This window comes from Pseudaminobacter soli (ex Li et al. 2025), assembly GCF_003012705.1.
GTDB classification, from domain to species: Bacteria; Pseudomonadota; Alphaproteobacteria; order Rhizobiales; family Rhizobiaceae; genus Pseudaminobacter; species Pseudaminobacter soli.
The window spans coordinates 463,655-490,206 of record NZ_PXYL01000003.1; the positions used below are offsets into that span (position 1 = coordinate 463,655).

Consider the following 26,552-nt stretch of genomic DNA (forward strand, 5'->3'; position numbering starts at 1 on the left):
CAACCTCTACAGGCCACGCCGAAAAGCCCGCCGGAAGGCAGGCTTTTGTGCATCGATGGCAATCGTGGATCAGGCGGCGGTCTTGACTTCGGAAATCACGCCGACGATCTGGTCGACCACGCTCTCGACCAGCTTGGGGTCGTCGCCCTCGGCCATCACGCGGATCAGCGGCTCGGTGCCGGATGGGCGGATAACCAGGCGTCCCGACTTGCCGAGACGCCCGCGAGCATCCTCGATCGCGGCCTTGACCGGCGCTGCCTCCAGCGGCTTGCCGCCCGAGAAGCGCACATTCTTGAGAAGCTGCGGCACCGGTTCGAACCTCCGGCAAAGTTCGCTCACCGGCTTGTTCTGGCGCTTGACGCAAGCCAGCACCTGCAGGGCCGATACAAGGCCATCGCCCGTGGTCGAGAAATCCGATAGCACGATATGGCCCGACTGTTCGCCGCCGACATTGAGGCCGTGCGCGCGCATGTGCTCGACCACGTAGCGGTCGCCCACCTGGGTGCGGTGCAGTTGCAGGCCGATGTCGCCCAGGAAGCGCTCAAGGCCAAGATTGGACATGACCGTCGCCACCACGCCGCCGCCGGCGAGGCGGCCGCTCTGGTGCCAGGACTCGCCGATCAGCGCCAGAACCTGATCGCCGTCGACGACATTGCCGCGCTCGTCGACGATGACCATGCGGTCAGCGTCGCCATCGAGCGCAATGCCGATGTCGGCGCGCACTTCATGCACCTTCTTGGCGAGGCTCTCCGGATGGGTCGAGCCGCACTCTTCGTTGATGTTGAAGCCGTTGGGGTCGTCGTGGATCGTGATGACCTCGGCGCCGAGTTCCCACAGGGCAGCAGGCGCCACCTTGTAGGCCGCGCCGTTGGCGCAGTCGATGACGATCCTGAGGCCCGCCAGCGACATGGAGCGCGGCAGGGTACGCTTGGCGAATTCGATATAGCGGTCATGCACGCCGTCGATACGTTTGGCGCGGCCGAGCGCATCGGCATCCGCGAGCGCGATGTCGATATCCTGGTCGAGCAGCGCCTCGATGCGCATCTCGATCTCATCCGAGAGCTTGTAGCCGTCGGGGCCGAACAGCTTGATGCCGTTGTCGTAGTAAGGGTTGTGCGAGGCCGAGATCATGACGCCGATGTCGGCGCGCAGCGAGCGGGCGAGCATGGCGACTGCCGGTGTCGGTACCGGCCCGAGCAAGAACACGTCCATGCCGGCGGCGCAGAAGCCGGACACGAGTGCATTCTCGATCATGTAGCCGGAGAGGCGCGTATCCTTGCCGAGCACCACACGGTGGCGATGGTTGCCCCGCTGGAAGGAAAGACCGGCCGCCATGCCCACCTTCATGGCGACCTCGGCAGTCATCGGAAATTTGTTGGCCCGTCCCCGGATTCCGTCCGTTCCGAAATAGCGTCTGCTCATACCTATCCAGTTTCCCCAGCCGTGGGCTCGCTCCCGCTACTCAGCTTCTGCCACAGCCAGCCAGCGCGCACAGATCACATTGTGTGATTATTTGTTACGAATCCTTGGAATTTTCTTACGTCTCCCTTTATTTTTCTTGAACTTGGCGGTTCACGAAAACGCCGGTCACATTTCGCGCAAAGGCACATTTCCTGGCTTTAGTGGACCTGAAATAACCAAAGCCCGCTCCCATTCCCTAACCGACGGCGCTTGCCGCATGGCTACAGCCGAAGAATTCCGCGCAATTGCACTAGAAAAGTGACGATTGTCTGTAATTGTTGCGGAACACGTCGCGGTCTTGCGCATTACTAGACATCTGGCGCCTTCGGACGTTGCAGGCACGATCTTGTGCATGGTGCTTGTGGGGGCGGCAGCAACGGAGAGAAAAACGCCATGCTTATCATGCGAATTGCCACCCTGTCGGGCCTCGCTCTTGCAGCCGCGTTGTTCGCGGCGCCGGCGAGCGCGCTCACGATGAAAGAATGCAGCGCCAAATATCATGCAGCCAAAGACGCCGGCACTCTAAACGGACAAAGCTGGAAGGAGTTCCGTAAGACCGAATGCGCGGCGAATGCGGGCGCTGCGGCGACCGAACCGGCTGCGCCGGAGAAGAAATCTTCGAAGTCGAAGAAGGCGACCGACACCAACGCCGCCACCACTGAGGGCGCCAAAGGGCTGTCGATGCAGGAGTGCAGCACCAAGTACAATGCTGCGAAGGATGCAGGCACTCTGGGCGGCAAGACCTGGAACCAATTCCGTAAGGCCGAATGCGGCGCGGGCGCCAGCGCGGCGACTGCGACCAAGCCCGAAACCAAGCCGAGCACCGCGGCGGCCGCTGGCGGCGGCAAGGGCCTGACCATGAAGGAATGCAGCGCCAAGTACAGCGCCGCCAAGACTGCCGGCAAGCTGAACGGCCAGAACTGGAACCAGTTCCGCAAGGCTGAGTGCAGCGCTGCGGCCGCCGAGGACGAGACCCTGCCGAGCCCCGACCAGGCAAACTACCAGGGCGAGCCGGAGAAGCCCACGACGGTGGCGCCGAGCAGCGTCAAGTTCCCGACCGCGATCTCGCAGAAATATGTCAACGAGACCCCCGGCAAGGCCCGCCTGCACACCTGCCTCGACCAGTACTATGCCGCCAAGGACGCCAACCAGCTGGGCGGCCTGAAGTGGATCCAGAAAGGCGGCGGCTACTACAGCCTGTGCAACGCCAAGCTGAAGGGCTGATCGTAGGCAGAACCAAAACCCGCGAGCTAGTCCCTCGCGGGTTTTCCAATTCTCTTCAGGGCTTGATTGCCGAGAAGAAGAGGAAGCGGGGTTTTTTCGTCAGGCTCCGGTAGGCCTCCGGAAAGAGATCGCGCGCCCGGGGATCCGGTTGCGGCTCGCTTAGCCGTTCTAGGCGAAAGCCCGCTGCCAGCAACGCATCGACCATGGCATGCAGCGACCGATGCCAGAAGCGCATCTTGATCGTCCTGTCGCCCCGCTGCCATTCATCTTCGAAGCTATATGTGGCGAAGTAGTCGTCTGCGTCGGTCAGCTGATGATCCATGAAGGGATGGTGCGTCGAAAATACCAGGCGTCCACCGTTCCGAAGCAGCCGGTGGAATTCCGCCAACGGCTGCGACCAATCTTCCAGATAGTGCATGACTAGCGCCGACAGGATCAGGTCAAATGAGCCGCTCTCGAAGGGCAGCGGCTCTCCAAGGTCTGCTTGCACAAGACGGGCCTGGTCTCCGAGCCTTTCCTTGGCGATGGCCAGAAGGCCTGCGCTCTTGTCGATGCCGGTCACGACAGCGCCCCGTTCGATAAGCGCCTGCGCATGGGCACCGCCGCCACAACCGGCGTCGAGCACGTGCAGCCCCGAGACGTCGCCCGCAAGCTCCAGGATCGCCGGGCGCTCGTAATAGGCATTCCAGGCATTGGCCTCGTTGTCGGCCACGTAGGACTCCGCAAAGGAATCATAGTCGTTCTCGGACATCGCCCCGCTCCTCTCCAATTCAAGCTCCGCCGCGAAAAACGCGGGCGCCAAAAAAAGAACACCGCAGCAATGCCGCGGTGCTCGAATGTCATGAAAAGACTGGCTTGTGGAAGCCCTAGCCCTGCGGCTGAGGCTCCATTCCGCTTTCGGGCTCCTCGCCGCCCTTCTTGCGGCGGCCGCCGCTGGAGCCTGCCTTCGGCACGGCCGAGCCACGGCTCGGCGGCGTGTCGTCGCCCAGGTCGCGCGCGGGCTTCTGGCCGGCGATCAGCTGCTTGATCTCGTCGCCCGACAGCGTTTCGTACTCCAGCAGGCCTTCGGCCAGCGCGATCCAGTCCTTCTTCTTCTTGGTCAGGATGTTGCGGGCGGTGGTGTAGGCCTCCTCGATCAGGCGGCGCACTTCCGCGTCGATGATCTGCGCGGTCTCTTCCGAGACGTTCTGGGTGCGCGCCACCGAATGACCCAGGAACACTTCTTCCTGGTTCTCGCCATAGGCAACCTGGCCGAGCTTGTCGGAGAAGCCCCAGCGGGTCACCATGGCCCGAGCCAGTTTGGTCGCCTGGTCGATGTCGGAGGAGGCGCCGGAGGTGATATTCTCCTTGCCGAACTTCAGCTCCTCAGCCACGCGGCCACCCATCATGATCGCAAGGCGCGAGATCATGTATTTGTAGCTCATCGAATAGCGGTCGCCTTCGGGCAGCTGCATGACCATGCCGAGTGCACGGCCGCGCGGGATGATGGTTGCCTTGTGCAGCGGGTCTGCAGACGGAACGTTGAGCGCCAGGATTGCGTGGCCGGCCTCGTGATAGGCGGTCAGCTCCTTCTCGGCCTGGGTCATGGCCGAAGAGCGGCGCTCCGCGCCCATCATGATCTTGTCCTTGGCGTCCTCGAACTCGGCCATGGTCACCAGGCGCTTGTTGCGGCGCGCCGCCATCAGGGCAGCCTCGTTGACGAGGTTGGCGAGGTCGGCACCCGAGAAGCCGGGCGTGCCGCGTGCCAGCACCTTGAGGTCGACATTGGGTGCCAGCGGCACGTTGCGCACATGCACCTTCAGGATCTTCTCGCGGCCGACGATGTCCGGGTTCGGCACCACGACCTGGCGGTCGAAGCGGCCCGGACGCAGCAGCGCGGGGTCGAGCACGTCGGGGCGGTTGGTCGCGGCAATGAGGATGATGCTCTCATTGGCCTCGAAGCCGTCCATCTCGACCAGCAGCTGATTGAGCGTCTGCTCGCGCTCGTCGTTGCCGCCGCCGAGGCCGGCGCCACGATGACGGCCGACCGCGTCGATTTCGTCGATGAAGATGATGCAGGGCGCGTTCTTCTTGGCCTGCTCGAACATGTCGCGCACGCGGCTCGCGCCGACGCCGACGAACATTTCGACGAAGTCCGAACCCGAGATGGTGAAGAACGGAACGTTGGCTTCACCGGCCACCGAGCGGGCCAGCAAGGTCTTGCCGGTGCCGGGAGGGCCGACGAGCAGCACGCCGCGCGGGATCTTGCCGCCCAGGCGCTGGAATTTTTGCGGATCGCGCAGGAACTCGACGATTTCCTCGAGATCCTGCTTGGCCTCGTCCACGCCGGCAACGTCCTGGAAGGTCACGCGGCCATGCGCCTCGGTCAAAAGCTTGGCCTTCGACTTGCCAAAACCCATGGCGCGGCCGGAACCGGACTGCATCTGGCGCATGAAGAAAATCCACACGCCGAGAATCAGGATCATCGGCAGCCACGACAGCAGCATGCCGAAGATCGAGCTCGAGCCGTCGTTTTCAGGGCGGGCGTTGATGGTGACGTTCTTGTCCTGCAGGCGCTGCACCAGCGAGGAGTCGCCCGGCGAATAGGTCTGGAAGCCGTTCGAGCTGTCGGTGTAGGTGCCGGAGATGCGCTCGCCCGCAATGGTCACCGTCTTGACACGGCCGGCCGCGACATCCTTCAGGAAATCCGAGTAGGCGACGTCGCTGGAAGCACCTCGCGTTTGCGGCGTCTGGAACAGGTTGAACAGGGCAATCAGAAGCACTGCTATGATCGCCCAGAGCGCGAGGTTGCGATAATTCGGATTCATCGAGTTTCCCGTTGTGCCCGAGGCCGGACACCTGTCGTTGTTGGAAGCGTGGACCTAACATAGGCAGCCCCATGGGCTATGCCAAGCAGTAGAGCACGGTTCGGTTAAGCTTTACTCCCAATATGGCTTCGCAATGGCGGCGCCGGCGGTGTTTCCGCAAAGATCAATTCGGCAATGGCTGTAGCCGGCGCAAGATCGAAGCCGGGCAGGAACAGCGCCCAGGGGGCGGCGATCGGCATGGCCGAAACCCCGTACGGTTCACTCTTCGCGGTCAGCACGCCGAGGCATTCGCCGCCCCGCCAAAGCGCCGGCAGCGTCGCTTGGGCGGCGCGGATCAGGCTGGCAGGGGCGTTCACGCCTTCGATTCCGGCCTTTTTTGCCTGGGTGGAGCCCAATGGCGCAACGAGCGCGTCGCTTGGCGGGCGTTCAACGCGAAGGCGGAAGCGCCCGTCCCAAGCCGCGTTGTCCGCGGGTGTGAGCGGGGCCGGCAAATTGCGCGCCTCGCGACGCAGGAAGATGCCGTCGCGTCTGGCGTCCAGCGCGGTCCGCGACAATGTGGCGCAAAAAAATTCCCGGCCGAACCGCCCAAACAGCGCCGCGGCGCGTGCAGCGTCCGGCAGGTGAGGGGTGCCGCCCGCGACGCCGAGCAGAATGCGCAGCGCATAGACGGCTGTCGTGGTTTCCGCTCCCGCAAAGGTCGGATCGAGGCGGATGAGCCCGGGCAGGCTCGCATGTGCGCGAATGAGAGCGGCCGCGCCGTCGCCCAGGCGCAGCCGCTCCTCGCCGACCTGCGCGGCCATGTCCAGCGCCGTCTCGACGCGCCCGTCCTCGGCGCCTGTGAGTGCTGCGCGGACGCGCGGGCGTTCGAAGAGCTGATTGACGTTGGTCGGATCGTCCAGCCACGATTCGCCGATGCCGCGCAGATAGTCGCGCAGCGCCCGCCGGCGCGTGCCGAGCAGCGGCCGCACGATCCATGTCGCGCCGTCGAACAAGGTGACGGGCGCCATGCCGGCCAGGCCGCGCGCATCGTCATCGGAGGTGCCGCGCTGGCTGCGCATCAGCACCGTTTCGGCTTGGTCGTCGGCCGTGTGGCCGGTCAGGATCACGTCAGTGCCCTCAAGCCGGGCAGCTTCGGCAAGCAGACGATAGCGCGCCAGCCGTGCGGCGGCCGGAACGCCGGTTTTCGGCTTTTCGCCGGTCCAGGTCATGGTGCGATGGGCAACGCGGTGCCGCGCGGCAATTTTTGCCACTTCTTCGGCCTCGGCGGCGGAGCCCGGCCGCAGGCCATGATCGACGGTCACCGCCACGAGCTTGGTGTCGGGGGCGATGCGGTCGAGCCAGGATTTGGTGAGAAAGAGAAGAGCGAGCGAGTCGCTGCCGCCGGAAACCGCCGCGACAAGCGTGCGGTGCTCGGCAAAATCAAAGGTCGAGTAGAGCCGAAGGGGGTCGAGATCGGCTCGCAGCGTCAGCACGCCGAACGCGCCTGTTCCTGCTTGACGCGGTCTTTCAACGCAGTGGTGATGTCGGGGTAGCGCTTGCCGATTTCGTTGAAGGTTGCGCAGGCCACGTCGCGCTGTTTCAGGCCGACCAGCGAGATGCCGAGCTTGAGCAGCATTTCGGGGGCCTTCTTGGATTTCGGATAGGCCTTGTTGGCGGCCAGGAAGGTTTCCGCCGCGTCGCGGTACTTCTGCTGACCGAGCAGGGCTTCGCCGAGCCAGAAATGCGAATCGGCCGTCTTGGGGTCGTTCGGGAAGCGCTCGATGTGCTGGCGGAAGCCGGTCTCGGCCGTGCCGTAGTCGCCCGAAAGGATGAACTGGTAGGAATTGCGGTAGAGCTCGTCGGGACTGTTGGTCTCGGGCAGGGCGGCCACGACGGTGCCCTGGCTGGCCGGGGCCGTGTTGCTCTCGACCGGAGCGGAGTCGGCGCTCGCCGCATCGCCGATGCTGCCGCTCTTGACGTTGCCGTTGGCGTCGAAGGTGATCGTGCCGAAGGTCTTGGGCGGGGTGCCCTTGCCGGGCGTGCCGGTGGCAGGCTGCGAGCCGCCATTTTCAGTGATGATCTCCTCCACATTGGCAGAGGAGTTGCTTGCAGCCTGGCCGGCCGGTGAGGCCAGCGGCTCCGAGGCGGAAGACGCCGCGGAATTCTCCGCGACGCTTCTGTTGGTGTGGCCGGAACCAGCGTCCGACTTCTTCTTGTTTTCCAGCTCCTGGAAGCGGAACTCATTGTCTTCCTGCATCTTGCGCAGCTGTTCCTGCATCTGCAGGACCTGGAAGTTGAGTTCCTCGATGGTGCCGTTCAGGGTGCGGACCTGCTCCTCGAGCGTCTGGACGCGCGGATCGCTGGCCTGGGCGACCTGAACAAGGCCGGCCTTCTGGCCGCTGAACACGCCGGGAAGGCCTGTCGCGGGCATCGGAACGGCAATGCCTTGATTGCCGGTCATTGCCGGGGCAGCAGTCGTCGAAACGTCGCGCGCATAGGCTGCACCCGACAGAAGAAGCGCGGCCAGGGTGCCACTCAGGATAGATCGAAAATACATGTGCCTCTCGCCAATAAAACGGGAATTGCAAATCGCAACGATTGCGCTCTGCCTTTTATCAGCGCCAGAGACTTCGGCCAAATTTTGTTTGCGTGAATGGCCGAAGTGCCTGCAAAAACGGCTTCTTGGGGCGGTGATGCAGGAAGGCAACAGTGCCCCATGACGCGTGGTCTGAAACGGGCAGGTCGCAAGGAAAAGGCGGCCACATGGACCGCCTTTTTTGTCTACGCCACTGACTGGCTGGCTTTCGGCATAGAGCGAGATGACTTCTCGTTGAATGGCTATCTCGCTCTAAGCCTTTTTCTTGAAGCATGATCTTGTCCGAAAAGTCTGCAACTTTTCGGGATCATGCTTTAGCTGCCGGCGCCGCCCAGCGTGGTAACGGCGCGGCGGTTCTGCGACCAGCAGGAGATGTCGTCGCAGACGGCAACCGGGCGTTCCTTGCCGTAGGAGATGGTGCGGATGCGGTTGGCGGCAACGCCGCGGCCGACCAGGTAGTCGCGGGTGGCGGCGGCGCGGCGGGCGCCGAGAGCCAGGTTGTACTCGCGGGTGCCGCGTTCGTCGGCGTGACCTTCGACCACGATCGCATACTGCGAGTACTTGTTCAGCCACTGGGCCTGGCGGGCCAGGATGCCCTGGGCGTCGGCGCGGATCGACGTGGAGTCGGTGTCGAAGAAAATGCGGTCGCCGACATTCACGGTGAAGTCCTGGGCGGAACCCGGCGTCGCGGCGCCGGCGCCACCGAGGCCAAGATCGGCCGCGCTGTTCGGGGTCTTCTTCGAGGCGCAGCCGGCGAGCGCCAGCGATGCCACCAGGGCAATGGCCACGGGGTTGGTTGCAAGTTTAGCGATGCGGCGCATCCCGCCTCTCCTTCGCATTCGAGTGATTTCGTTGATCGACCAGTAACCACATTGAGGTTAACCGGCGTACAAGAAACATGGTTAACGTTTGATTGCGGCCGCCCGTCCGCGACCCTGTGCCTATGTCTCATTTCGCGCGCACCCTAGGCCTAAATGCGGCGGAAGCGCGGCGATTCGGTGAAACGTCGCGCTTCGCAAGGCATTGCTACTCGAGCAGCGGGGACCAGGCCGGGTCGGAGGCGAAATTCGCCGTCGGGATCGCCTGCTCGTTGCGGCCGGTCAGGTCGATCGAGTAGAGGCGCGGACCGCCCGAGCCGGCGGCCTCGCGGAAGAACATGAGCACGCGGCCGTTCGGCGCCCAGGTCGGGCCCTCCTGCTGGAAGCCGCTCGTCAGGATGCGCTCGCCCGAGCCGTCGGTCTTCATCACGCCGATCTGGAACTGGCCGCCCGACTGCTTGGTGAAGGCGATCAGGTCGCCGCGCGGCGACCATACCGGCGTCGAATAGGTGCCTTCGCCGAAGGAGATGCGGGTCTGGCCCGAGCCATCGGCGCCCATCACGTAGATCTGCGGCCGGCCGCCACGGTCGGAGGTGAAGACGATCTTGGAGCCGTCCGGCGAATAGGAGGGCGAGGTGTCGATGGCGCTGGAATTGGTCAGGCGCGTGGTGGTGCGGCTGCGCAGGTCCATCGAGAAGATGTTGGAGTTACCGTCGTCGCGCAGCAGGCTCATGATCACCCGCTGGCCGTCCGGCGAGAAGCGCGGCGCAAAGGTCATGCCCGGAAAATTACCGACGAGCTCGCGCTGGCCGGTTTCGATCTGCAGCAGATAGACCTGCGGCTGACCGCTTTCATAGGACATGTAGGTGATTTCCTGGCGCGACGGCGAGAAGCGCGGCGTCATGGCGATCGAGCGGCCGTCCGACAGGTAGCGCACATTGGCGCCGTCCTGGTCCATGATGGCCAGGCGCCGCTTGCGCTGGGTCTTGGCGCCGGATTCGTCGACGAAGGCGATGCGCGTGTCGAAATAGCCCTTTTCGCCGGTCAGCCGCTCATAGATGGCGTCGGCGATGATGTGGGCCACGCGACGCGAATTGGCCTTGGAGGAGAAGAACTGCTCGCCCACCAGCTGCTGGCCGGCAAAGGTGTCCCAGAGGCGGAACTGCGCGCGCAAGCGGCCGTCGGCCTCCTGGGTCACGCGGCCGGTGACCAGCGCCTGGGCGTTGATGACCTTCCAATCCTCGAAGCGCGGCGAGGCGTCGGGATTCGAGATCTTTTCGATGAAGGCGCCCTTGTCGATCGGCGCAAACAGGCCCGACCGCTTCAGGTCGGCGGCGACGATGCTGGAGATCTCCGCACCGATGCCGTCGCCCGACAGGAAGTCGGTGATGGCGATCGGGAGCGGCTCGACCGTGCCCTTGTTGACGTTGATCTCGACGAGCGCGCGCGCCGGCAGTGTCGCCACGGCGCTCATCCCGGCGGCCAGCGCGCCCATCAGCATGATCGATTTCAAAAGATGTTTCATATAGTTCGGCCTCTTTTGTTCAGACGCGCGTACGCGGGATCAGAACATCTCGCTTGGATCGAAATTGACGATGACGTCCGCCCAGGCGTCGTATTTGTCGGCGGGAAGGTTGTAGGGCGAGCACTTCAGAACGGCGCGTCGTGCCGATTCTGCCGCAGCGCGCTCGACGCCGCTGGCGCCGCCACCCGATACGACCTGTGCATCGCCCTCGACCGCGCCATTGCGGTCGAGCTTGAACTTCACCGAAACGCGCAGGTTCTGCGCGTCGGCCGCACCGGCCGGGATGTTCCAGCAACGCTGGATCTGGCCACGCAGCGCATCCATCTCGCTTTGCGAAAGCTTTGCGCCGCTGTTGTTGCTCTTGTCGCCGCCGAGCGAAGCCTGTTCGCTCGAGCGCTTGGCGCCGCCGCCGGACGCCTTCTCCTTGTTGAGAAGGGCCGTGATTTCGTCGGCGTTGAACGACTTCTCGTCCGACTTCGGGCTCGATGAAGCCTGCTTGGTCGGCTTATCGGGTTCCTTGCGGTCGGGCGTCTTGGTGGTCTGCGGCTGCTGCGGCTTGGGCTTGGCTTCCGGCGACGGCGCCGACTTGGGCAGCTGCACGGCCTCCGCGGTCGGGCTCTCGGCGGCGATCGCCTCGGCCACCTGGTCAGGCTTGGGCTCTTCCTTGGGCTGCGGCTGCGGTTGCGGCGTCGGCTCCTTGACCGGTTCCGGCTTGGGCTCGGGCTTCGGTTCGGGCTGCTTCACCGGCTCGGGCTTCGGCTGATCCGCGGGCTTGGGCGTTGGCTCGGGTGCCGGCGGCGGCGCGTCGGCGGTTTCAACCGGCTTGGGCTTGGCCTCCGGTGTCGGCTTCTTGTCGGTGTCGACACTATTGTCGCCCACCTTCTGCGCATCGGGCACGGTGTCGGGCCGCTTGGTCGGCTTGGGCGCAGGCTTGTCCTTCATGGGCGATTTCTTGTCGCCCTGCTGGATCTGGGTAATCGATTCGATCGGAACGATATCGACGGGCAGGGATTCGACGTCCGTCACGTCGAAGGCGCGCGGCGCCGACAGGGTCAGCAGGCCGAAGCCCAGCGCCACAGCATGCAGGACAACCGATGTTGTAAGACCGGCTCGCATGCCTGGTTACTTGTCCTGTTCCTGGAGCGTCACCAGGCCGAGATTCTTGTAGCCGGCGGCGGAAATGCGCGCCATCACCTTCATCACGGTGCCATAGTCGGCGGTCTTGTCGCCGCGCACGAAGATGCGCTCTTCATAGCCGGTCTTCGAGATCGCCTCGAGCTTGGCCACGATTTCCTCGAGCTGGATCTCGGTTTCCTGCAGAAAGATCTGGCCCTTGTCGTTCACCGAAACGGTGATCGGCTGTGTATCGGCATTCATCGCCTTGGCCTGCGTTTCGGGCAGGTCGATCGGTACGCCAACGGTCAGCATCGGCGCTGCCACCATGAAGATGATGAGCAGCACCAGCATCACGTCCACCATCGGTGTGACGTTGATTTCGGAGATGGGGCCCTTGCGGCCGCGTCGTCTGCCGCGTCCCCCGCGCCCGGCCCCGCCTGCGCTTACAGACATTCCCATGATTGCGTCCCCTTAGGCCTTCGGGCCCACCTTCTCATCGATTTGGCGCGACAGTATGGCGGAGAACTCGTCCGCGAAGCCTTCCATGCGCATGCTGAGCTTGCCTGCATCCGCCGACAGCTTGTTGTAGGCGATGACGGCGGGGATGGCGGCCAGAAGGCCGATTGCGGTCGCCAGCAGCGCCTCGGCGATACCGGGGGCCACGACGGCCAGGTTGGTCGATTTCGAACCGGCGATGGCCTGGAACGAGGTCATGATGCCGACCACAGTGCCGAACAGGCCGATGAACGGAGCCGCCGAGCCGATGGTCGCGAGGAAGCCGAGCCGGCCTTCCATGCGTTCCATCTCGCGGGTCAGTGCCAGGTCCATTGCCTTGTCGATGCGGGTCTGCAGCGCCAGCGGCGACTTGGCGCCCTTCTCAAAGCTCTTCTTCCACTCGCGCATCGCGGCCACGAAGATCGCGCCCATGCCCGTCGTCTTGCGGTCGGAGAGGGTGCGGTAAAGCTCCTCCAGCGACTGGCCGGACCAGAAAACCTGCTCGAAGCGGTTCAGCGCCGCGCGCATGCGGTTATAGGCGATGGTCTTGTCGACGATGATGGCCCAGGTCCAGATGGAGGCGCCCAGCAGGCCAAGCATGACCAGCTTGACGACCCAGCCTGCCTGCCAGAACAGCGCCCAGATAGACAATGATGCGCTCGGTTCGGCGAGTGCGAGATTTTCCATGATTAGACAGTCCTTAATACTTTCCGGGCCCGGCTCGTGGCTTTGCCCATGCGCATCATCCCATGTGTGGTCCGTTCGCGCGAAGCTACCGGAATTGTCCCCAAATGCGCCGTTATCGGCCTTTTCGGGGCGAAATTTGGTGAAAGGAAGGCGCTAAATCCGCACAATCCTCACCAAGTTCTTCATGGACCGTTATGGTTAAAGATGAGTTAGGAATAGGGCAGGCGAAGCGATCGGCGGTAAGATTATCGGCGCCGCTTGCTGGGGCTCATTGCTTGCCGTTGCGAGACGTCTGTCGATTCCGTGCGTCCGGCTCTGGTATCCCGCCGCGCGGCATTCTATATTCGCCTCGGCGGTCTGCGCCTCGCGGCAGGAGTAACATTTCCCCGGGGCCTTATCGATCCTTAAGGGAGCTGTCCCTGGGAAGACTCGTGGGTTTTCTCAAACGGCGCCCACCTACTTTGTAGGTTCCCGGGATCGACTTCTCCACCGGTTGCGTGGATCGCCCCTTTCCCTAAAATCCGGCGGCAGACAGGGTGCAGGTGTCGCTCTGGCGACGACTTGCGGCGATCGCTTCTTCTATTCTTGTGAGAAGCGACTGGAAGGAGTGGATGAAGCAGTGACCGAGATGAAGGCCCTCAAGAAGGAACTGCGCAATCAGGCGCTGGCGCGCCGCGACGCGCTGCCGGTCGATTGGCGCATCGAAATGTCCCTGCAAATGGCCGACATGGCCGCCAGCATCCCCGTCGAACCCGGCATGATCGTCTCCGCCTTCTGGCCGATGCGTTCCGAGGTCGACATCCGCCCGCTGATGTTTGCGCTGCGCGACAGGGGCGCGCGTCTTTGCCTGCCGGCCATCCTCGACAAGACGACCATCGTGTTTCGCGAGCTGGTGCGCGGCGCCGAGCTGGTCGAGATGAGTTTCGGCACCACTGGACCGGCGGAAGACGCCCCGGTGCTCGATCCCGAATTGATGCTCATCCCGCTCGCCGCCTTCGACAGGCGCGGCCACCGCATCGGCTACGGCGCCGGCTACTACGACCGCGCCATCGCGCGCCTGTACGAACAGGGTATGCGCCCGCGCATGATCGGTATTGCCTTCGATTGCCAGGAAGTTCCGCTGGTGCCGGACGAGCCGCACGACGTCATCATCCCGGAAATCCTGAGCGAAAGCGGGTTGCGCCGCTTCGGCTCCACTCTATAGAAGGGGGGCCGGCTGCCCGGCATCGACATTTTCCGCGGTATCAAGGCTTTCTGTTTATATGAGACTTCTCTTTCTGGGTGACATGGTCGGCAAGTCCGGTCGGACGGCGGTGTGGGAAAAGCTGCCGGGACTGATCGTCGACCTCCGACTGGATTTCGTCATCGTCAACGGCGAGAACGCCGCCGGCGGCTTCGGCATCACCGAGGAGATCTTTCGCGAGACGGTGAATGCCGGCGCCGACGTCGTCACCACCGGCAACCACGTCTGGGATCAGCGCGAGGCGCTGACCTTCGCCCCGCGCGAAGAACGCTTCCTGCGCCCGGTCAATTTCCCGAAAGGCACGCCGGGCCGCGGCTCGGGCCTTTACATCGCCAAGAACGGCGCGCGCGTGCTGGTGTCCAACATCATGGGCCGCGTCTTCATGCATCCCGAACTGGATGATCCCTTCCAGGCGGTCGAGCGCGAGCTTGCGGCCTGCCCGCTGGGCGAGCAGGCGGATGCGGTGGTCATCGACTTCCACGCCGAGGCAACCAGCGAGAAGATGTGCTTTGCGCATTTCGTCGACGGGCGCGCCAGCCTCGTCGTCGGCACCCACACCCACCAGCCGACCGCCGATCACCAGATCCTCAATGGCGGCACCGCCTATCTGACGGATGCCGGCATGTGCGGCGACTACGACTCCTCGCTCGGCATGGACAAGGAGGAGCCGCTCAACCGTTTCCTCTCCAAGGTGCCCAAGGGACGCTTCGAGGCGGCCAGCGGCCCGGCCACGATCTGCGGCGTGGGCGTCGAGATTTCCGACCGCACCGGCCTTGCCGAAAAGATAGCGCCGCTCAGGCTCGGGCCCCGGCTGGAAGAAACCGTACCTTCCTTCTGGAGCTGACGTTGACGTAAGGCGAGTGCGTTCCTACCTCTGCCGGAAATCTTCACCGGACAGGGGACAACTCCGCAGATGCCGATCATCGAATTTCTGGCGCCGCATTTCGCCTTCCTGAGCGAACCTACGGCCTGGGCGGCCCTTGTCACGCTTGTGGTGATGGAGGTCGTGCTCGGCATCGACAACCTCATCTTCATCTCGATCCTGACCAACAAGCTGCCCAAGGAGCAGCAATCGCGCGCCCGCCGGTTGGGCATCAGCGCCGCGCTCGTCATGCGGCTTCTGCTCCTGGCGACCATCTCGTTCATCGTCCAGCTGACCACGCCGGTCGTCACCCTGTTCGACCATGGCCTCTCCTGGCGCGACATCATCCTGATCGCCGGCGGCCTGTTCCTCGTCTGGAAGGCCACGACCGAAATCCATCACTCCATGGATCCCAACCACGACACCAGCGAGGCGCAGGTCAGCGGTACGCTAAAACTGTCGCTGGGCGCGGCGATCTTCCAGATCCTGCTGCTCGACCTGGTGTTCTCGGTCGATTCCATCATCACGGCCGTCGGCATGACTGACGAGATCGTCATCATGTACATCGCCGTCATCGCGGCGGTGACCGTCATGCTGGTGGCCGCCGATCCGCTGGCGAAGTTCATCGGCCAAAACCCGTCCATCGTCATGCTGGCGCTGGCCTTCCTGTTGATGATCGGCATGACATTGATTGCCGACGGTATGGGCTACCATGTGCCCAAGGGCTATATTTACGCGGCGATGGGTTTCTCGGCGCTGGTCGAGACGCTCAACATGCTGGCCCGGCGCCGAAGGGCAAGCGGCGAACAGTGACTTTTTTGCCGTTTGCCGGCGTCTTCAAAGTGCCGGCAAACCGGTTTTTCTGGACGTTGGACGGCGATTTATCTATAAGCCCGGCCATTCCAGATAGCCAAAATCCTATAGCGAACAGGGGTCCCATGGCCGGCCATTCACAATTTAAGAACATCATGCACCGCAAGGGCCGCCAGGACGCGGTGCGGTCCAAGATGTTTTCCAAGCTCGCGCGCGAAATCACGGTTGCGGCCAAGCAGGGCCTGCCCGACCCGGCGATGAACCCGCGCCTGCGCCTTGCCGTGCAGAACGCCAAGGCCGAGTCGATGCCCAAGGACAACATCCAGCGCGCCATCAACAAGGCCTCGGGCGGCGATGCCGAGAACTATGAGGAAGTGCGCTATGAGGGCTACGGCCCGGGCGGCATTGCCGTCATCGTCGAGGCGCTGACCGACAACCGTAACCGCTCCGCTTCCAACGTCCGCGCTGCCTTCACCAAGGCCGGCGGGGCGCTCGGCGAAACCGGCTCGGTGTCCTTCATGTGGGATCGCGTGGGCGAGATCGTCTATCCGACCTCGGCCGGCAGCGCTGACAAGGTCATGGATGCGGCCATCGAGGCTGGCGCCGACGACGTCCAGTCGGACGAGAACGGCCACACCATCCTCTGCGCCTTCGAAAGCCTCGGCGAAGTGTCCAAGGCGCTCGAAACCTCGCTGGGCGAAGCCCAGTCGCTCAAGGCGATCTGGAAGCCGCAGAACAACATCCCGGTCGACGAGGACCGCGCCCAGTCGATCCTCAAGCTCATCGCCACCCTCGAGGACGACGACGACGTGCAGAACGTCTACGCCAATTTCGAGGTCGACGAAGCCACGCTCGCCAAGCTCAGCGCGGCCTGATGACCTCTGCGCCGAAAGCCCGCATAGCCATCACCTACTGCACCCAGTGCATGTGGATGCTGCGTGCGGGCTGGATGGCGCAGGAACTTCTTTCGACATTCGGCACCGAACTTGGCGAGGTGGCGCTGGTGCCGGGCACCGGCGGCATCTTCGAGGTCACCTGCAACGGCGAGCTAATCTGGGAGCGCAAACGCGACGGCGGTTTTCCCGAAGCCAAGGTGCTCAAGCAGCGCGTCCGGGACATCATCGATCCCGAGCGCGATCTCGGCCATTCTGATCGCAAGGCGGGCGACCCGGCCTGAATCTGCCTTAGATTTTCACAGCAGGCGCGTGCGCAGCCCTATCGCCACAGATAAGCGCGAATCGCCTTCCATTCGATGTGCTCACTGATCTTCAGGCAGCAACTCGTCGAGAGCGGAGCCAGGCATGACATCGAAACCACGCGTTGCAGTTCTCTTCGGCGGTCGCTCCGCCGAGCACGAAGTTTCCATCCTTTCGGCAAGCAATGTGGTCAAGGCGATCGACCCCGCCAGATACGAGGTCGTGCCGATCGGCATCGGCCGCGACGGACGGTGGTTCCTGACCTCGCTCGGCGCAGACGGCGCATTGCCCAAGGTGCCCGAAACCGGCACGGAGGCGAGCCTTCTGCCCGGCGGCCAGGGGCGCCTGGTCGCTGTTCCTGACAATGGTGCGCCTTACGAGCTGCCGAAGATCGATGTCCTCTTTCCCGTGTTGCACGGCCCGTTCGGCGAGGACGGCACGGTGCAGGGCCTGGCCGAGGTCGCGAACGTGCCTTACGTCGGCTGCGGCGTGCTTGGCTCTGCCAACGCAATGGACAAGGACGCTGCCAAGCGGCTGATGAGGGATGCGGGGCTGCCCGTGGCGCGCGCCGTCACCGTTCATGCCGGCGAGCGGCCTTCCTTCGAGGCGGTGAAGGCCGAACTCGGCCTGCCGGTCTTCGTCAAGCCGGCGCGCCAGGGCTCTTCGGTGGGCGTGAGCAAGGTCGAGACGGAAGCACAGTTCGGCGCGGCGCTGGGTGAGGCCTTCAGGCACGACCGCAAGGTGCTGGTCGAGGAATTCGTCGCCGGCCGCGAAGTCGAGTTTGCCGTGCTCGAGCAGGCCGACGGAACGTATATCGTTTCGGTGCCGGGCGAGATCGTGCCGGCCGCGAGCCATGGCTTCTACACCTATGAGGCCAAGTATGTCGACGCCGCCGGCGCTGCGCTGCGCATTCCCGCCGAGCTGCCGGAGGCGGAGATGAAGGCACTACAGGACATCGCCCGCAAGGCATTCCTGGCGCTTGGTTGCGAGGGCATGGCGCGTGTCGATTTCTTCGTCCGCGCTGATGGCAGCGCGCTCGTCAACGAGCTCAACACCATCCCTGGCTTCACCAATATCAGCATGTATCCCAAGACGCTTGCCGCGAGCGGCATCGCCTATCCCGACCTGGTCGGCCGGCTGATCGAACATGCCGTGGCGCGGTGGCAGCGGCAGGGCTGACCGGGACGTCAGCCTCCGCTCACTTTTAGAGCGAGATGACTTTTCGTTGAATCGCCGTCTCGCTCTAAGCTATTGTTTTGGGGCATGATCTTGTCCGAAAAGTCTGCAATTTTTCGCTGACGCGGACCTTCGGTTCGGGATCATGCTCTAACGCAGCGCCATGATGAAACTGGCAAGCGCTGCTATGCCGCCCATTGTGCGCACATGGTTCCAGGGCACCCATTCGGCCAGATAGCGCGTCCAGAACGTCGCGGCTTCGTTCGTTTGCGGCGGGACGGCGGCCAGCGCATCGTTCAGCGGCACGTTGAAGGCTGCCGTCACCATGAAGATGCCGATCAGATAAGACAGGCTGCCGGCCATCAGCCAGGCCGAGCCCGCCTCGCTCCAGTTCAGAAACGCCCTGACGGCCAGGATTGCGCAGGCGAGCGTCGTGCCCATGAACACGCTCAAGAAGACCGGATTGAGGATCACCACATTGATGGCGTTCATGGCGGCTGCCCCGCTCTCCGCCGGCAGCTTGGCCAATGCGGCCATGACGGAGGTGGAGAAGGCGAAGAACAGGCCGGCCATCAGCCCGCTTCCCAATGCCGCGAGGAAGGTGAGGGCGAGGAAGAACAGCGCGATCATTTGCCGTCTCCCCGGATGCGGATGACGACGGTGTTGCGCGACGTAAGCCCTTCGACTACGAGCCGGCCGGTCTTGCCGCCACCGAGGATATGGATGGGCCTGTAGACGCTGGAATTTGGGGTGTTCATACTGCCTCCACGTTGAACATGAGTAGTCCTCACATTTGCAAATGTGATAAACCCTCATATTATGGCTGTCAACCGGGATCGCATCGAGGACGACCATGGATGAGAATGAGGCCTTCACCTCCAAGCGGCGCCGGGCGCCGAGCCAGAAGCGCAGCCGCGAACGGGTGGAGGCTATTCTTGAGGCGGCCACCGGCCTCATCGCCGAGACGGGCAGCGACGCCATGCGCATGAGCGAGGTGGCGGAAAGAGCGGGGATTTCGATCGGCTCGCTCTACCAGTATTTTCCCGACAAGAGCGCGATCATCCGCACACTCGCCGAGCGCTACAATGCGGATGGACGCCAATGCATCGAGTCAGCACTGGACGAAGTGCGCGACATGGCGGGGTTGCGCGAAGCGTTCGGTGGTCTGATCGACACTTACTACGGCCTGTTCCTTGCCGGGCCGGTGATGCGCGACATCTGGTCTGGCATGCAGGCCGACAAAAGTCTGCGCGAGGTGGAACTGCTTGAGAGCCGCGCCAATGGTGAATTGCTGGCCGCGGTGTTGAAGCGCCTCAAGCCCGGCGCCGACCCCGAAATGCTTGCCCGTTCCGCATTCCTGATCATGTCGCTTGGCGAGTCGACGATGCGCCTGGCAATCTCGGTCGATCCTGATGAAGGTGCTGCGCTGGTGGAAACCTACAAGCGCATGGTGCTGCGGGAATTGGCGGAGATTTAGCGGCGCAGATGACAGGCATAAAAAAACCCGCCTTGAAGGCGGGTTCTTGCAATTGGCAGCTCTACGGTTCGGCCATTTAGTTGGCCGCATTTGTGCGACGCGAGGTGTTTCCACCTCGCTGCAAAATGCTTAGATGCCGAGGCCTTCGTAGCGCTTCTTGAACTTCGACAGACGGCCGCCGCGGTCGAGCAGAGTCTGCGTGCCGCCGGTCCAGGCCGGATGGGTCGACGGATCGATGTCGAGGTTCATCGTGTCGCCTTCCTTGCCCCAGGTCGAGCGGGTCGTATACTCGGTGCCGTCGGTCATGACGACCTTGATGACGTGGTAGTCGGGATGGATATCGGCCTTCATCGCACTTTTCCTGCTTCTGGGGGCGCGGTTCGCGGCTTGCGCCTGCGGCGATGCGCCTCTTTTGAAAACTCGAAGCCGCAGCTATTGAGGGGCCACGGCTTCTAAAACGGTCGGCGTGGCTATACATCAGGCCGATTTGAATCACAAGGCCGCACCGGCGGTTTCGCGCCGCACGACCGAAAGGACGGACAAGATGGCTGAGAGCGGGCGCAACACGGAAAAAAACAACCGCCGTTCGCTCAAACCGCTGCAGCGTCTTTCGCCCTATATCGGACGCTACCGCGGCCTCGTCGTCGGCGCCGGCGTGTCGCTGGTGATGGCGGCTGTGACCACGCTGACGCTACCGATCGCCGTCCGACGGATGATCGATCACGGCTTTTCCAATTCCGATTCCGGCTTTATTGCCAACTACTTCTCCATGCTGGTGATCATGGCGGCGATTTTGGCAGCCGCCTCGGCCGGCCGCTACTATTTCGTGATCACACTGGGCGAGCGCGTGGTGGCCGATATCCGCCGCGACGTCTTTGCCCACGTCACCAGGCTGTCGCCGGCCTTTTTCGACACCGCCCAGTCGGGTGAGATCGTCTCGCGCCTGACGGCCGACACTACGCAGGTGAAATCGGCTGTCGGGGCCACGGCCTCGGTGGCGCTGCGCAACGTCATCCTTTGCATCGGCGCCATCGGCATGATGGTGGTGACCAGCCTGAAGCTGTCCGGCCTGGTGCTTGTCGCGATTCCGCTGGTGGTGTTGCCGCTGGTCGCCTTCGGCCGCTCGGTGCGCCGCAAGTCGCGCGCGGCGCAGGACACGCTCGCCGACGCCACGGCCTACGCCAGCGAGCAGATCGGCGCCATGCGCATCCTGCAGGCCTTCACCAACGAGAAGCTGGTGACGGGACGCTTCGCGCGCGCGGTGGACATTTCGTTCGAGGCGGCGCGCTCGTCGATCCTGGCGCGCTCCATCCTCACCTTCGTCGCCATCTTCATCATCTTCGGCTCGGTGGTGGCGGTTCTGTGGTTCGGCTCCCGCGACGTGCTCAATGGATCGCTTTCGGCCGGCACGCTCGGCCAGTTCCTTCTCTATTCGGTCTTCGCCGCCGGCGCACTTGGCGCGCTTTCGGAAGTGTGGGGCGATCTCAGCCAGGCGGCCGGCGCCGCCGAGCGTCTGACCGAGATCCTGGCCGAAGAGCCGCAGATCGTCGCGCCTCAGAACCCGCTGCCGCTGCCGGCGAAGTCCGAGGGCAGGGTCGAGTTCCGCGACGTCTCCTTCGCCTATCCGGCGCGCCCCGACAGGCCGACCCTGCACAATATCAGCTTTGCCATCGAGCCGGGCGAAACCGTCGCCATCGTCGGCCCATCGGGCGCCGGCAAGAGCACCGTCTTCTCGTTGATCCTGCGCTTTTACGATCCCGAATCGGGTTCGGTGCTGGTCGACGGCGTCGATGTCGCCAAGGCCGACCCGATAGCCGTGCGCGCCCGCACGGCCATCGTGCCGCAGGACATCACGATTTTCGCCGCGACCGCAGGCGAAAACATCGGCTTCGGCAGGCCTGGCGCTTCACAGGACGACATCCGCACGGCGGCGCGTGACGCGCTCGCCGACGAGTTCATCGAAAAGCTCGCAAAAGGCTACGACACGGAAGTGGGCGAGCGCGGCGTCATGCTGTCGGGCGGCCAGCGCCAGCGCATGGCCATTGCCCGCGCCATTCTGCGCGATGCGCCGATCCTGCTGCTCGACGAGGCAACTTCCGCGCTCGACGCCCAGAGCGAGACGGCGGTGCAGACCGCGCTCGAACGGCTGATGAAAGGCCGCACCACCATCGTCATCGCCCACCGCCTGGCGACTGTGCTCAAGGCCGACCGCATCCTGGTCATGGATGGCGGCCAAATCGTCGAAGAGGGCACCCACGCCACGCTGGTGCGCAAGGGCGGCGTCTATGCCGAACTCGCCCGGCTGCAGTTCGAAAACGGCGCGACGGCTTTCCAGGCGGCGGAGTAGAGCGGGCGCTCTTCGAGCATTGGGCAAAGTGCCGGCCAAGTTCAAACGGCGGACCGCTCAAGATTGGGTGCGAAGCCGCAGAGCGCGCAATAGAGTCACATCAATAATAAAAGAAGCCCCGGTCGCCCGGAGCTTCTTTTTTGACTTGCCGATCGATCAGAACTTGTAGTTCAGGCCGGCTCTAACGGTGTGGAATTTGAATTTCCTATCAACGCTCACGCGGGTAAAGTCGTCGATGTTGTCGTCGAAGACGTTGGAATTGCCCAGGTCCGTGTAGAGATACTCGGTTTTGAAGGTGAGGTGATCGGTGATGGCATATTCGGCGCCCGCACCAATCGTCCAGCCAGCCTTGGTCTTCGAACGGCTCTCATGAAAGTTGAGGTTTAAATCAGGTATGTCTGCATCGATAGAGGTCTTGGTCCGACCATAGGCGAGACCGCCAGTTGCGTACACCAGGAAGCGCTCGGTTCCGAGAACGCCGGCGCGAGCGCGCAAGGTGCCATACCAGTCCAGCTTGGTACTGATCGTGGCGTTGATAGGGTCATTGCCCATCATGTCAATGTTGAATGATGTTTCGCCCTTAATGTTGGCGCCCTGGAAGTCCGTTTCAACACCGAGGACCCATCCGTCCGTCTGCCAGTTGTAGCCGGCCTGGACGCCTCCCAGGAAGCCACTGGTCCTAAAGTCCAGCTCACCGTTCCCGACATTGTGCCAATCCGGCTGCTCTTCGTCGCGGCTATAGTATCCGCTGACGTCAAACGAATGGTTGGCCTTGTCACCGCCGTAGCCGAGATTCACGCCGACATAGGCGCCGGTCCAGCTGAATACCGGAATGACTTCCGGAACAACCACGTCAGCCGCAAAGGCCGCAGACGAAAAAAGAGTTGCGGCGATAGCAATGCCGCCAACGTACTTCAGCTTCATTATTCTAGCCCTCCAGGAAACTCATATACTGTTCTTATACGCGACGTCGGGTGAGTCTGATGTAGTAAAAGTGCAACAAATCAGAAAATGGTTGAGTCAATTGGCGTTGACATCCTTCACAACCGCTGATGTTGAGTTGAATTGAATGTATCGGGTGGCTGTAAATGCAGACCAGAAAATACTCTGCAAAAGCCGTTACTTTGAAAGTTCTTGCATATGCAATCATTGGAATCATTTAAAAGAATCAGTGATTTGTAAGAAAGTTCACGATTCTGTGATCGCTTGGTGCGCATCAAGTAGCGCGTTACGAGAGCTGCCATTTCGTGCCGCGCCAAAGCACTCGGCGAGCAATTGTGATGTCGCCCACCGACGCTTGCTTTCCAAAAATATGACGTTCAGTTCGGCCTTGAATCCATTAGCAAGGGCGCGATCGACCAGTTAGTCGGCGCAAAAAAGAAGCCGAGCGCACCGGTCAGCCCCAGCCGGAGATAAGGTTCAACGTTGACGGCTGCTCGATCCTGTCACCGCTCCGCCGCGTGCCTCCCGGCGGCGCGGCCGGAGAATATACACCCGCCGAGAAAAGTGCCTTCGAGCGCGTTGTAGCCGTGATAGCCGCCGCCGCCGAAGCCCGCCACTTCGCCCGCCGCATAGAGGCCGGGGATTGGCTCGCCGTCCGCGTCGAGAACCTGGGCGTCGAGGTTGGTGTGCAGCCCACCCAGAGTCTTGCGGGTGAGGATGTTGAGCCGCACCGCGATCAACGGGCCGTTGGCGGGGGCGAGGATCTTGTGCGGCTTGGCGGTGCGCACCAGCCGGTCCCCGAGATAGTTGCGCGCGCCACGTATGGCCGTGACCTGCGCGTCCTTCGAGTACGGATTGTTGATCTCGCGGTCGCGCGCCTCGATCTGGCCGCGCAGATAGTCGTGGTCGATCAGTTGTTCGCCCGCCAGCGCATTCATGCCGCCTACGAGGTCGGGAAGATTGTCGCGCACCACAAAATCCTCGCCGTGCTGCTTGAAGGCTTCTACTGGCGCCGGCGCGCCAGCCCCGCGCCGGCTTTTCAGCACCGCGCGCCAGCTTTTCGAGGTGAAGTCCGGGTTCTGCTCGGAGCCGGATAGTGCGAACTCCTTCTTGATGATTTTTTGAGTCAGCACGAACCAGGAATAGTCGTAGCCGCTGGCCAAAATCGCCTTCAGCGTCGAGAGCGTGTCGAAGCCGGGCAGGCAGGGCGCGGGCAGCCGGTTGCCGCGCGCGTCGAACCACAGCGACGACGGCCCGGGCAGGATGCGGATGCCGTGGTTCGGCCAGATCGGCGCCCAGTTCTTCACGCCCTCCGTATAGTGCCACATGCGGTCTGCGTTGATGACGGCAGCGCCCGCCTCCTGGGCGATCGCCACCATGCGCCCGTCGACATGATGCGGCACGCCGGCCACCATGTTTTCCGGCGGTGGGCCAAGGCGGTCCTGCGGCCAATTCTTGCGCACCAGCTCGAAATTGCCCCCGATGCCGCCCGAGGTGACCAGCACCGCACCGGCGCTGAACTCGAATTCGCCGACTGTGCCGCGCCCGGATTTCTGGCCGCGCTCAACAGAGGAGGGCTCCAGTATTTCGCCGGCAACGCCAGTGACTGCACCATTGGTTCTGACCAGGCGACTTGCCTGATGGCGGAATTTCAGCTCGATCCTGCCGGCCGAGGCGTGTTCGCGTACGCGGCGCAGAAACGGCTCCAGCACGCCTGGCCCCGTGCCCCAGGTGATGTGGAAGCGTGGCACGGAATTGCCGTGGCCGGTGGCAAGCGCGCCGCCGCGCTCGGCCCAGCCCACGACCGGAAACCAGCGCATGCCCTGCGCATGCAGCCATGGGCGCATTTCGCCGGCCGCGAAGTCAACAAAAGCTTCGGCCACCTTGCGCGGCCAATAATCCTCGGGCCGGTCGAACTGTGCCGATCCCAGCCAGTCCTGCATTGCGAGCCCGCGACTGTCCTTGATGCGCATGCGCCGCTGTTCGGGACTGTCGACGAAGAACAGCCCGCCCAGCGACCAGAATGCCTGCCCGCCCAGCGAGTTTTTGCCCTCCTGTTCGAGGATGATCACACGCCTGCCGGCATCTGCCAGTTCGGCCGCTGCGACCAACCCCGCCAGCCCGCCGCCCACGACGATCGCGTCCGCATGTTCCGCCATTTTTTGGCCCCCCTGCCTAAGCGCAGTTTCGGCGAAAGGCGGGGGAGATCAAGCATTAAGTGGGGGGAGGGGACTACGCCCCGTAGCGCTGCTTCAGGTGCTCCGTGAAATACTTCGCGTTCAGCTTCTCGCCCGTCGCGCGCTCAAGCAGCTCCGGCGTCGAATAGCGCGAGGCCTGTGACCAGATGTTGTCGCGCCGCCAGCTGTTCACCGTCTCGAAATCGCCCTTGGCGATGTGGTCGTCTACTGCCGGATGCTGCCGCTTCAGCGCCGCCCATTGCTGCGCCGCCATCATGGCGCCGAGCGTATAGGAGGGGAAATAGCCGAAGGCGGCGCTCGGCCAGTGCACGTCCTGCATCGGCCCGTCGGCGGGGTTGTCGATGGTGGAAAGGCCGAGATAGTCGCGCATCTTGGCGTCCCATGCCTCGGGCAGGTCGACCGGGCTCAGCCTGCCGCTCACCAACTCCTGCTCCAGCTCGAAGCGCAGGATGACATGCAGCGGATAGGTCACCTCGTCGGCGTCGACGCGGATCAGGCCCGGCTCCACGCGGTGGACATGGGCGAGGATGTCGGACTTGTTCCAGTGCTCGCCGAGATGCTGCTCGACCAGCGGCAGGCCCCAATCCCAGAAGGCGGGATTGCGGCCGAGCTGCTTTTCCACGAACAGGCTCTGGCTTTCGTGCACGGCCATGCCGCGCGCCTTGCCGAGCGGCCAGTGCGCCCATTCCTGCGGCAGGTTCTGCTCGTAGAGTGCATGGCCGGTTTCGTGCAGCACGCCCATCAGCGAGGACAAAAAGTCGGTGGTCTTGTAGCGGGTGGTGATGCGCACGTCGGTCGGCACGCCGCCGCAGAACGGGTGGTGCGAAACCGAGAGGCTGCCGCGCGTCAGGTCGAAGCCTACCGCCGCCATCATTGCAAGGCCCAGCTCGCGCTGCCGCTCGATCGGATAGACGCCCGACAGCGGCTTGAGCGGCGTCTTCGCCAGCCGCTGTGCCTGCGTTTCCAGCGCCTCCGGCACGAAGGTTTTCAGGAAGGCCTTCAATTCCGCGAACACGGGCGCGATGTCGGCGGCGCGGTTGCCGGGGTCATACTGCTCCATCAGCGCGTCATAAGGCTGAAGCTTTAGCGCGTCGGCGCGCATCGCTGCTTCCTCGCGCGTCAGGGCGATCACGCCTTCCAGCGCCGGAAGAAAACCCGCCCAGTCGTTCTTGGCGCGCAGGTCGCGCCACAACTGCTCGCAGCGCATGCGCGCCACCGTCTGCCGCTCGACGAATTCGGAAGGCAGGCAGGTCATGTTGGTGTATTGCCGCTTGAATTCGCGCAGTGCCGCCTTCTGGTCGGTGTCCAGCGCCTCGCCTTCGGCGGCGCCGATCCAGTCGCCGATTTCCGGCGCGGTCGCCTGGCGATGGTGCATGCCCGCAAGAGCGGCAATCGCCTCGGCGCGCTTCTCGCCGCCGCCCACGGCCATGTGCGTGGCCTCGTCCGCTCCGAGAATGGCGAGCGCGTGTTCCAGCGCCTCGAGCTTGCGGCCGAGCTGATCGAGTTTTGCGAATGACATGGTGCCTCCGGATATCGTTGCAGGCCGGCGAGAGGACACCAAGTCGAGCCTGATCGCAAGGCTTATGGACG

26 protein-coding genes and 1 other RNA gene are annotated in these 26,552 nt (G+C 63.5%); 11 read left to right on the forward strand and 16 right to left on the reverse strand.

All coding sequences use genetic code 11. From position 1 onward, the window contains the following. Positions 1 to 69: 69 nt before the first annotated feature. Complete coding sequence (glmM, locus tag C7I85_RS08385; RefSeq protein WP_106723496.1) at positions 70 to 1,422, reverse strand: phosphoglucosamine mutase; 1,353 nt, start codon at positions 1,420 to 1,422, stop codon at positions 70 to 72. A 432-nt stretch (positions 1,423 to 1,854) separates the two neighbouring features. On the opposite strand from glmM, the gene C7I85_RS08390 reads away from it, so the two are divergent. Continuing rightward, complete coding sequence (locus tag C7I85_RS08390; RefSeq protein ID WP_106723497.1) at positions 1,855 to 2,685, forward strand: hypothetical protein; 831 nt, start codon at positions 1,855 to 1,857, stop codon at positions 2,683 to 2,685. A 55-nt stretch (positions 2,686 to 2,740) separates the two neighbouring features. On the opposite strand, the gene C7I85_RS08395 is transcribed toward C7I85_RS08390, so the two are convergent. The 4 genes from C7I85_RS08395 to ybgF form a co-directional block, all read right to left on the reverse strand. Beyond that, a complete protein-coding gene (locus C7I85_RS08395; protein WP_106723498.1) occupies positions 2,741 to 3,436 on the reverse strand; it encodes a class I SAM-dependent methyltransferase in 696 nt (231 codons plus the stop codon). 115 nt (positions 3,437 to 3,551) lie between these two features. Then, positions 3,552 to 5,492, reverse strand: coding sequence for an ATP-dependent zinc metalloprotease FtsH (ftsH, locus tag C7I85_RS08400; protein ID WP_106723499.1), 1,941 nt, complete (start codon positions 5,490 to 5,492; stop codon positions 3,552 to 3,554). Positions 5,493 to 5,596: 104 nt separating this feature from the next. After that, entirely contained in the window at positions 5,597 to 6,964 is a 1,368-nt protein-coding gene (tilS, locus tag C7I85_RS08405; protein WP_245444846.1) for a tRNA lysidine(34) synthetase TilS, read from the reverse strand. Further along, the gene (gene ybgF, locus C7I85_RS08410) at positions 6,958 to 8,028 is read right to left on the reverse strand and encodes a tol-pal system protein YbgF (protein WP_106723500.1); all 1,071 of its coding nucleotides are present in this window, start codon (positions 8,026 to 8,028) and stop codon (positions 6,958 to 6,960) included. Before ybgF ends, tilS begins: the two co-directional genes overlap by 7 nt. A gap of 159 nt (positions 8,029 to 8,187) precedes the next feature. Between ybgF and C7I85_RS30925 the strand changes: the two genes are divergently transcribed. After that, positions 8,188 to 8,343 carry a hypothetical protein gene (locus tag C7I85_RS30925; protein WP_181257118.1) on the forward strand — a complete coding sequence of 52 codons (156 nt, stop codon included), beginning with the start codon at positions 8,188 to 8,190 and terminating at the stop codon, positions 8,341 to 8,343. Positions 8,344 to 8,381: 38 nt separating this feature from the next. Here the strand turns inward: C7I85_RS30925 and pal are convergent, their stop codons facing one another. From pal to tolQ, 5 genes are all read right to left on the reverse strand, one after another. Beyond that, entirely contained in the window at positions 8,382 to 8,888 is a 507-nt protein-coding gene (pal, locus tag C7I85_RS08415; RefSeq protein ID WP_106723501.1) for a peptidoglycan-associated lipoprotein Pal, read from the reverse strand. A 205-nt stretch (positions 8,889 to 9,093) separates the two neighbouring features. Next, complete coding sequence (gene tolB / locus C7I85_RS08420) at positions 9,094 to 10,410, reverse strand: Tol-Pal system beta propeller repeat protein TolB (protein ID WP_106723502.1); 1,317 nt, start codon at positions 10,408 to 10,410, stop codon at positions 9,094 to 9,096. A 39-nt stretch (positions 10,411 to 10,449) separates the two neighbouring features. Continuing rightward, positions 10,450 to 11,526: a hypothetical protein gene (locus C7I85_RS08425; RefSeq protein WP_106723503.1), complete on the reverse strand. Its 1,077-nt coding sequence runs from the start codon at positions 11,524 to 11,526 to the stop codon at positions 10,450 to 10,452. 6 nt (positions 11,527 to 11,532) lie between these two features. Further along, the gene (gene tolR / locus C7I85_RS08430) at positions 11,533 to 11,985 is read right to left on the reverse strand and encodes a protein TolR (protein WP_181257119.1); all 453 of its coding nucleotides are present in this window, start codon (positions 11,983 to 11,985) and stop codon (positions 11,533 to 11,535) included. A 12-nt stretch (positions 11,986 to 11,997) separates the two neighbouring features. Then, the gene (gene tolQ, locus C7I85_RS08435; RefSeq protein WP_106723504.1) at positions 11,998 to 12,708 is read right to left on the reverse strand and encodes a protein TolQ; all 711 of its coding nucleotides are present in this window, start codon (positions 12,706 to 12,708) and stop codon (positions 11,998 to 12,000) included. A 351-nt stretch (positions 12,709 to 13,059) separates the two neighbouring features. Here tolQ and ssrS point away from each other — a divergent pair. From ssrS to C7I85_RS08470, 7 genes are all read left to right on the forward strand, one after another. Beyond that, positions 13,060 to 13,216, forward strand: a non-coding RNA gene (gene ssrS / locus C7I85_RS08440) — 6S RNA. A gap of 111 nt (positions 13,217 to 13,327) precedes the next feature. Beyond that, positions 13,328 to 13,912, forward strand: a complete 585-nt coding sequence (locus C7I85_RS08445; RefSeq protein WP_106723608.1) for a 5-formyltetrahydrofolate cyclo-ligase — start codon at positions 13,328 to 13,330, stop codon at positions 13,910 to 13,912. A 58-nt stretch (positions 13,913 to 13,970) separates the two neighbouring features. Further along, the gene (locus C7I85_RS08450; RefSeq protein WP_106723505.1) at positions 13,971 to 14,795 is read left to right on the forward strand and encodes a TIGR00282 family metallophosphoesterase; all 825 of its coding nucleotides are present in this window, start codon (positions 13,971 to 13,973) and stop codon (positions 14,793 to 14,795) included. Between the two features lie 69 nt (positions 14,796 to 14,864). Next, a complete protein-coding gene (locus C7I85_RS08455; protein ID WP_106723506.1) occupies positions 14,865 to 15,626 on the forward strand; it encodes a TerC family protein in 762 nt (253 codons plus the stop codon). A 125-nt stretch (positions 15,627 to 15,751) separates the two neighbouring features. Next, on the forward strand, positions 15,752 to 16,501 hold the full coding sequence (locus C7I85_RS08460; RefSeq protein ID WP_106723507.1) for a YebC/PmpR family DNA-binding transcriptional regulator: 750 nt from the start codon (positions 15,752 to 15,754) through the stop codon (positions 16,499 to 16,501). Then, on the forward strand, positions 16,501 to 16,803 hold the full coding sequence (locus tag C7I85_RS08465) for a SelT/SelW/SelH family protein (protein ID WP_106723508.1): 303 nt from the start codon (positions 16,501 to 16,503) through the stop codon (positions 16,801 to 16,803). The genes C7I85_RS08460 and C7I85_RS08465 overlap by 1 nt, the downstream gene beginning before the upstream one ends. A 124-nt stretch (positions 16,804 to 16,927) precedes the next feature. Beyond that, positions 16,928 to 18,001, forward strand: a complete 1,074-nt coding sequence (locus tag C7I85_RS08470; protein WP_106723509.1) for a D-alanine--D-alanine ligase family protein — start codon at positions 16,928 to 16,930, stop codon at positions 17,999 to 18,001. A 147-nt stretch (positions 18,002 to 18,148) separates the two neighbouring features. Here C7I85_RS08470 and C7I85_RS08475 read toward each other — a convergent pair whose 3' ends face one another. Both C7I85_RS08475 and C7I85_RS32010 read right to left on the reverse strand, forming a co-directional pair. Next, on the reverse strand, positions 18,149 to 18,628 hold the full coding sequence (locus C7I85_RS08475; protein WP_106723510.1) for a DUF1772 domain-containing protein: 480 nt from the start codon (positions 18,626 to 18,628) through the stop codon (positions 18,149 to 18,151). Further along, complete coding sequence (locus C7I85_RS32010) at positions 18,625 to 18,756, reverse strand: hypothetical protein (RefSeq protein WP_280954351.1); 132 nt, start codon at positions 18,754 to 18,756, stop codon at positions 18,625 to 18,627. Before C7I85_RS32010 ends, C7I85_RS08475 begins: the two co-directional genes overlap by 4 nt. Positions 18,757 to 18,851: 95 nt before the next feature. Between C7I85_RS32010 and C7I85_RS08480 the strand changes: the two genes are divergently transcribed. Further along, entirely contained in the window at positions 18,852 to 19,475 is a 624-nt protein-coding gene (locus C7I85_RS08480; RefSeq protein ID WP_106723511.1) for a TetR/AcrR family transcriptional regulator, read from the forward strand. A gap of 129 nt (positions 19,476 to 19,604) precedes the next feature. Here C7I85_RS08480 and rpmE read toward each other — a convergent pair whose 3' ends face one another. Next, a complete protein-coding gene (rpmE, locus tag C7I85_RS08485) occupies positions 19,605 to 19,826 on the reverse strand; it encodes a 50S ribosomal protein L31 (protein WP_106723512.1) in 222 nt (73 codons plus the stop codon). A 193-nt stretch (positions 19,827 to 20,019) separates the two neighbouring features. Between rpmE and C7I85_RS08490 the strand changes: the two genes are divergently transcribed. Beyond that, the gene (locus C7I85_RS08490) at positions 20,020 to 21,822 is read left to right on the forward strand and encodes an ABC transporter transmembrane domain-containing protein (protein WP_106723609.1); all 1,803 of its coding nucleotides are present in this window, start codon (positions 20,020 to 20,022) and stop codon (positions 21,820 to 21,822) included. 156 nt (positions 21,823 to 21,978) lie between these two features. Here C7I85_RS08490 and C7I85_RS08495 read toward each other — a convergent pair whose 3' ends face one another. From C7I85_RS08495 to C7I85_RS08505, 3 genes are all read right to left on the reverse strand, one after another. After that, positions 21,979 to 22,746 carry an outer membrane protein gene (locus C7I85_RS08495; protein WP_106723513.1) on the reverse strand — a complete coding sequence of 256 codons (768 nt, stop codon included), beginning with the start codon at positions 22,744 to 22,746 and terminating at the stop codon, positions 21,979 to 21,981. A 521-nt stretch (positions 22,747 to 23,267) separates the two neighbouring features. Next, positions 23,268 to 24,923: an FAD-binding dehydrogenase gene (locus C7I85_RS08500; RefSeq protein ID WP_106723514.1), complete on the reverse strand. Its 1,656-nt coding sequence runs from the start codon at positions 24,921 to 24,923 to the stop codon at positions 23,268 to 23,270. Between the two features lie 73 nt (positions 24,924 to 24,996). Further along, positions 24,997 to 26,481 carry a carboxypeptidase M32 gene (locus tag C7I85_RS08505; protein WP_106723515.1) on the reverse strand — a complete coding sequence of 495 codons (1,485 nt, stop codon included), beginning with the start codon at positions 26,479 to 26,481 and terminating at the stop codon, positions 24,997 to 24,999. Positions 26,482 to 26,552 lie beyond the last annotated feature (71 nt).

Coding starts and splice junctions, on each gene's coding strand:
- C7I85_RS08465 (WP_106723508.1), top strand. CDS start 16,501: ATGACCTCTGCGCCGAAAGCCCGCATAGCCATCACCTACTGCACCCAG.
- C7I85_RS08475 (WP_106723510.1), bottom strand. CDS start 18,628: ATGATCGCGCTGTTCTTCCTCGCCCTCACCTTCCTCGCGGCATTGGGA.
- C7I85_RS08390 (WP_106723497.1), top strand. CDS start 1,855: ATGCTTATCATGCGAATTGCCACCCTGTCGGGCCTCGCTCTTGCAGCC.
- C7I85_RS08460 (WP_106723507.1), top strand. CDS start 15,752: ATGGCCGGCCATTCACAATTTAAGAACATCATGCACCGCAAGGGCCGC.
- ybgF (WP_106723500.1), bottom strand. CDS start 8,028: ATGTATTTTCGATCTATCCTGAGTGGCACCCTGGCCGCGCTTCTTCTG.
- tolQ (WP_106723504.1), bottom strand. CDS start 12,708: ATGGAAAATCTCGCACTCGCCGAACCGAGCGCATCATTGTCTATCTGG.
- C7I85_RS08500 (WP_106723514.1), bottom strand. CDS start 24,923: ATGGCGGAACATGCGGACGCGATCGTCGTGGGCGGCGGGCTGGCGGGG.
- C7I85_RS08395 (WP_106723498.1), bottom strand. CDS start 3,436: ATGTCCGAGAACGACTATGATTCCTTTGCGGAGTCCTACGTGGCCGAC.
- C7I85_RS08425 (WP_106723503.1), bottom strand. CDS start 11,526: ATGCGAGCCGGTCTTACAACATCGGTTGTCCTGCATGCTGTGGCGCTG.
- rpmE (WP_106723512.1), bottom strand. CDS start 19,826: ATGAAGGCCGATATCCATCCCGACTACCACGTCATCAAGGTCGTCATG.
- C7I85_RS08505 (WP_106723515.1), bottom strand. CDS start 26,481: ATGTCATTCGCAAAACTCGATCAGCTCGGCCGCAAGCTCGAGGCGCTG.
- glmM (WP_106723496.1), bottom strand. CDS start 1,422: ATGAGCAGACGCTATTTCGGAACGGACGGAATCCGGGGACGGGCCAAC.
- C7I85_RS08495 (WP_106723513.1), bottom strand. CDS start 22,746: ATGAAGCTGAAGTACGTTGGCGGCATTGCTATCGCCGCAACTCTTTTT.
- C7I85_RS08455 (WP_106723506.1), top strand. CDS start 14,865: ATGCCGATCATCGAATTTCTGGCGCCGCATTTCGCCTTCCTGAGCGAA.
- C7I85_RS30925 (WP_181257118.1), top strand. CDS start 8,188: ATGACGCGTGGTCTGAAACGGGCAGGTCGCAAGGAAAAGGCGGCCACA.
- pal (WP_106723501.1), bottom strand. CDS start 8,888: ATGCGCCGCATCGCTAAACTTGCAACCAACCCCGTGGCCATTGCCCTG.
- tolR (WP_181257119.1), bottom strand. CDS start 11,985: ATGGGAATGTCTGTAAGCGCAGGCGGGGCCGGGCGCGGGGGACGCGGC.
- C7I85_RS08480 (WP_106723511.1), top strand. CDS start 18,852: ATGGATGAGAATGAGGCCTTCACCTCCAAGCGGCGCCGGGCGCCGAGC.
- C7I85_RS08490 (WP_106723609.1), top strand. CDS start 20,020: ATGGCTGAGAGCGGGCGCAACACGGAAAAAAACAACCGCCGTTCGCTC.
- ftsH (WP_106723499.1), bottom strand. CDS start 5,492: ATGAATCCGAATTATCGCAACCTCGCGCTCTGGGCGATCATAGCAGTG.
- C7I85_RS32010 (WP_280954351.1), bottom strand. CDS start 18,756: ATGAACACCCCAAATTCCAGCGTCTACAGGCCCATCCATATCCTCGGT.
- tolB (WP_106723502.1), bottom strand. CDS start 10,410: ATGAAACATCTTTTGAAATCGATCATGCTGATGGGCGCGCTGGCCGCC.
- C7I85_RS08470 (WP_106723509.1), top strand. CDS start 16,928: ATGACATCGAAACCACGCGTTGCAGTTCTCTTCGGCGGTCGCTCCGCC.
- C7I85_RS08450 (WP_106723505.1), top strand. CDS start 13,971: ATGAGACTTCTCTTTCTGGGTGACATGGTCGGCAAGTCCGGTCGGACG.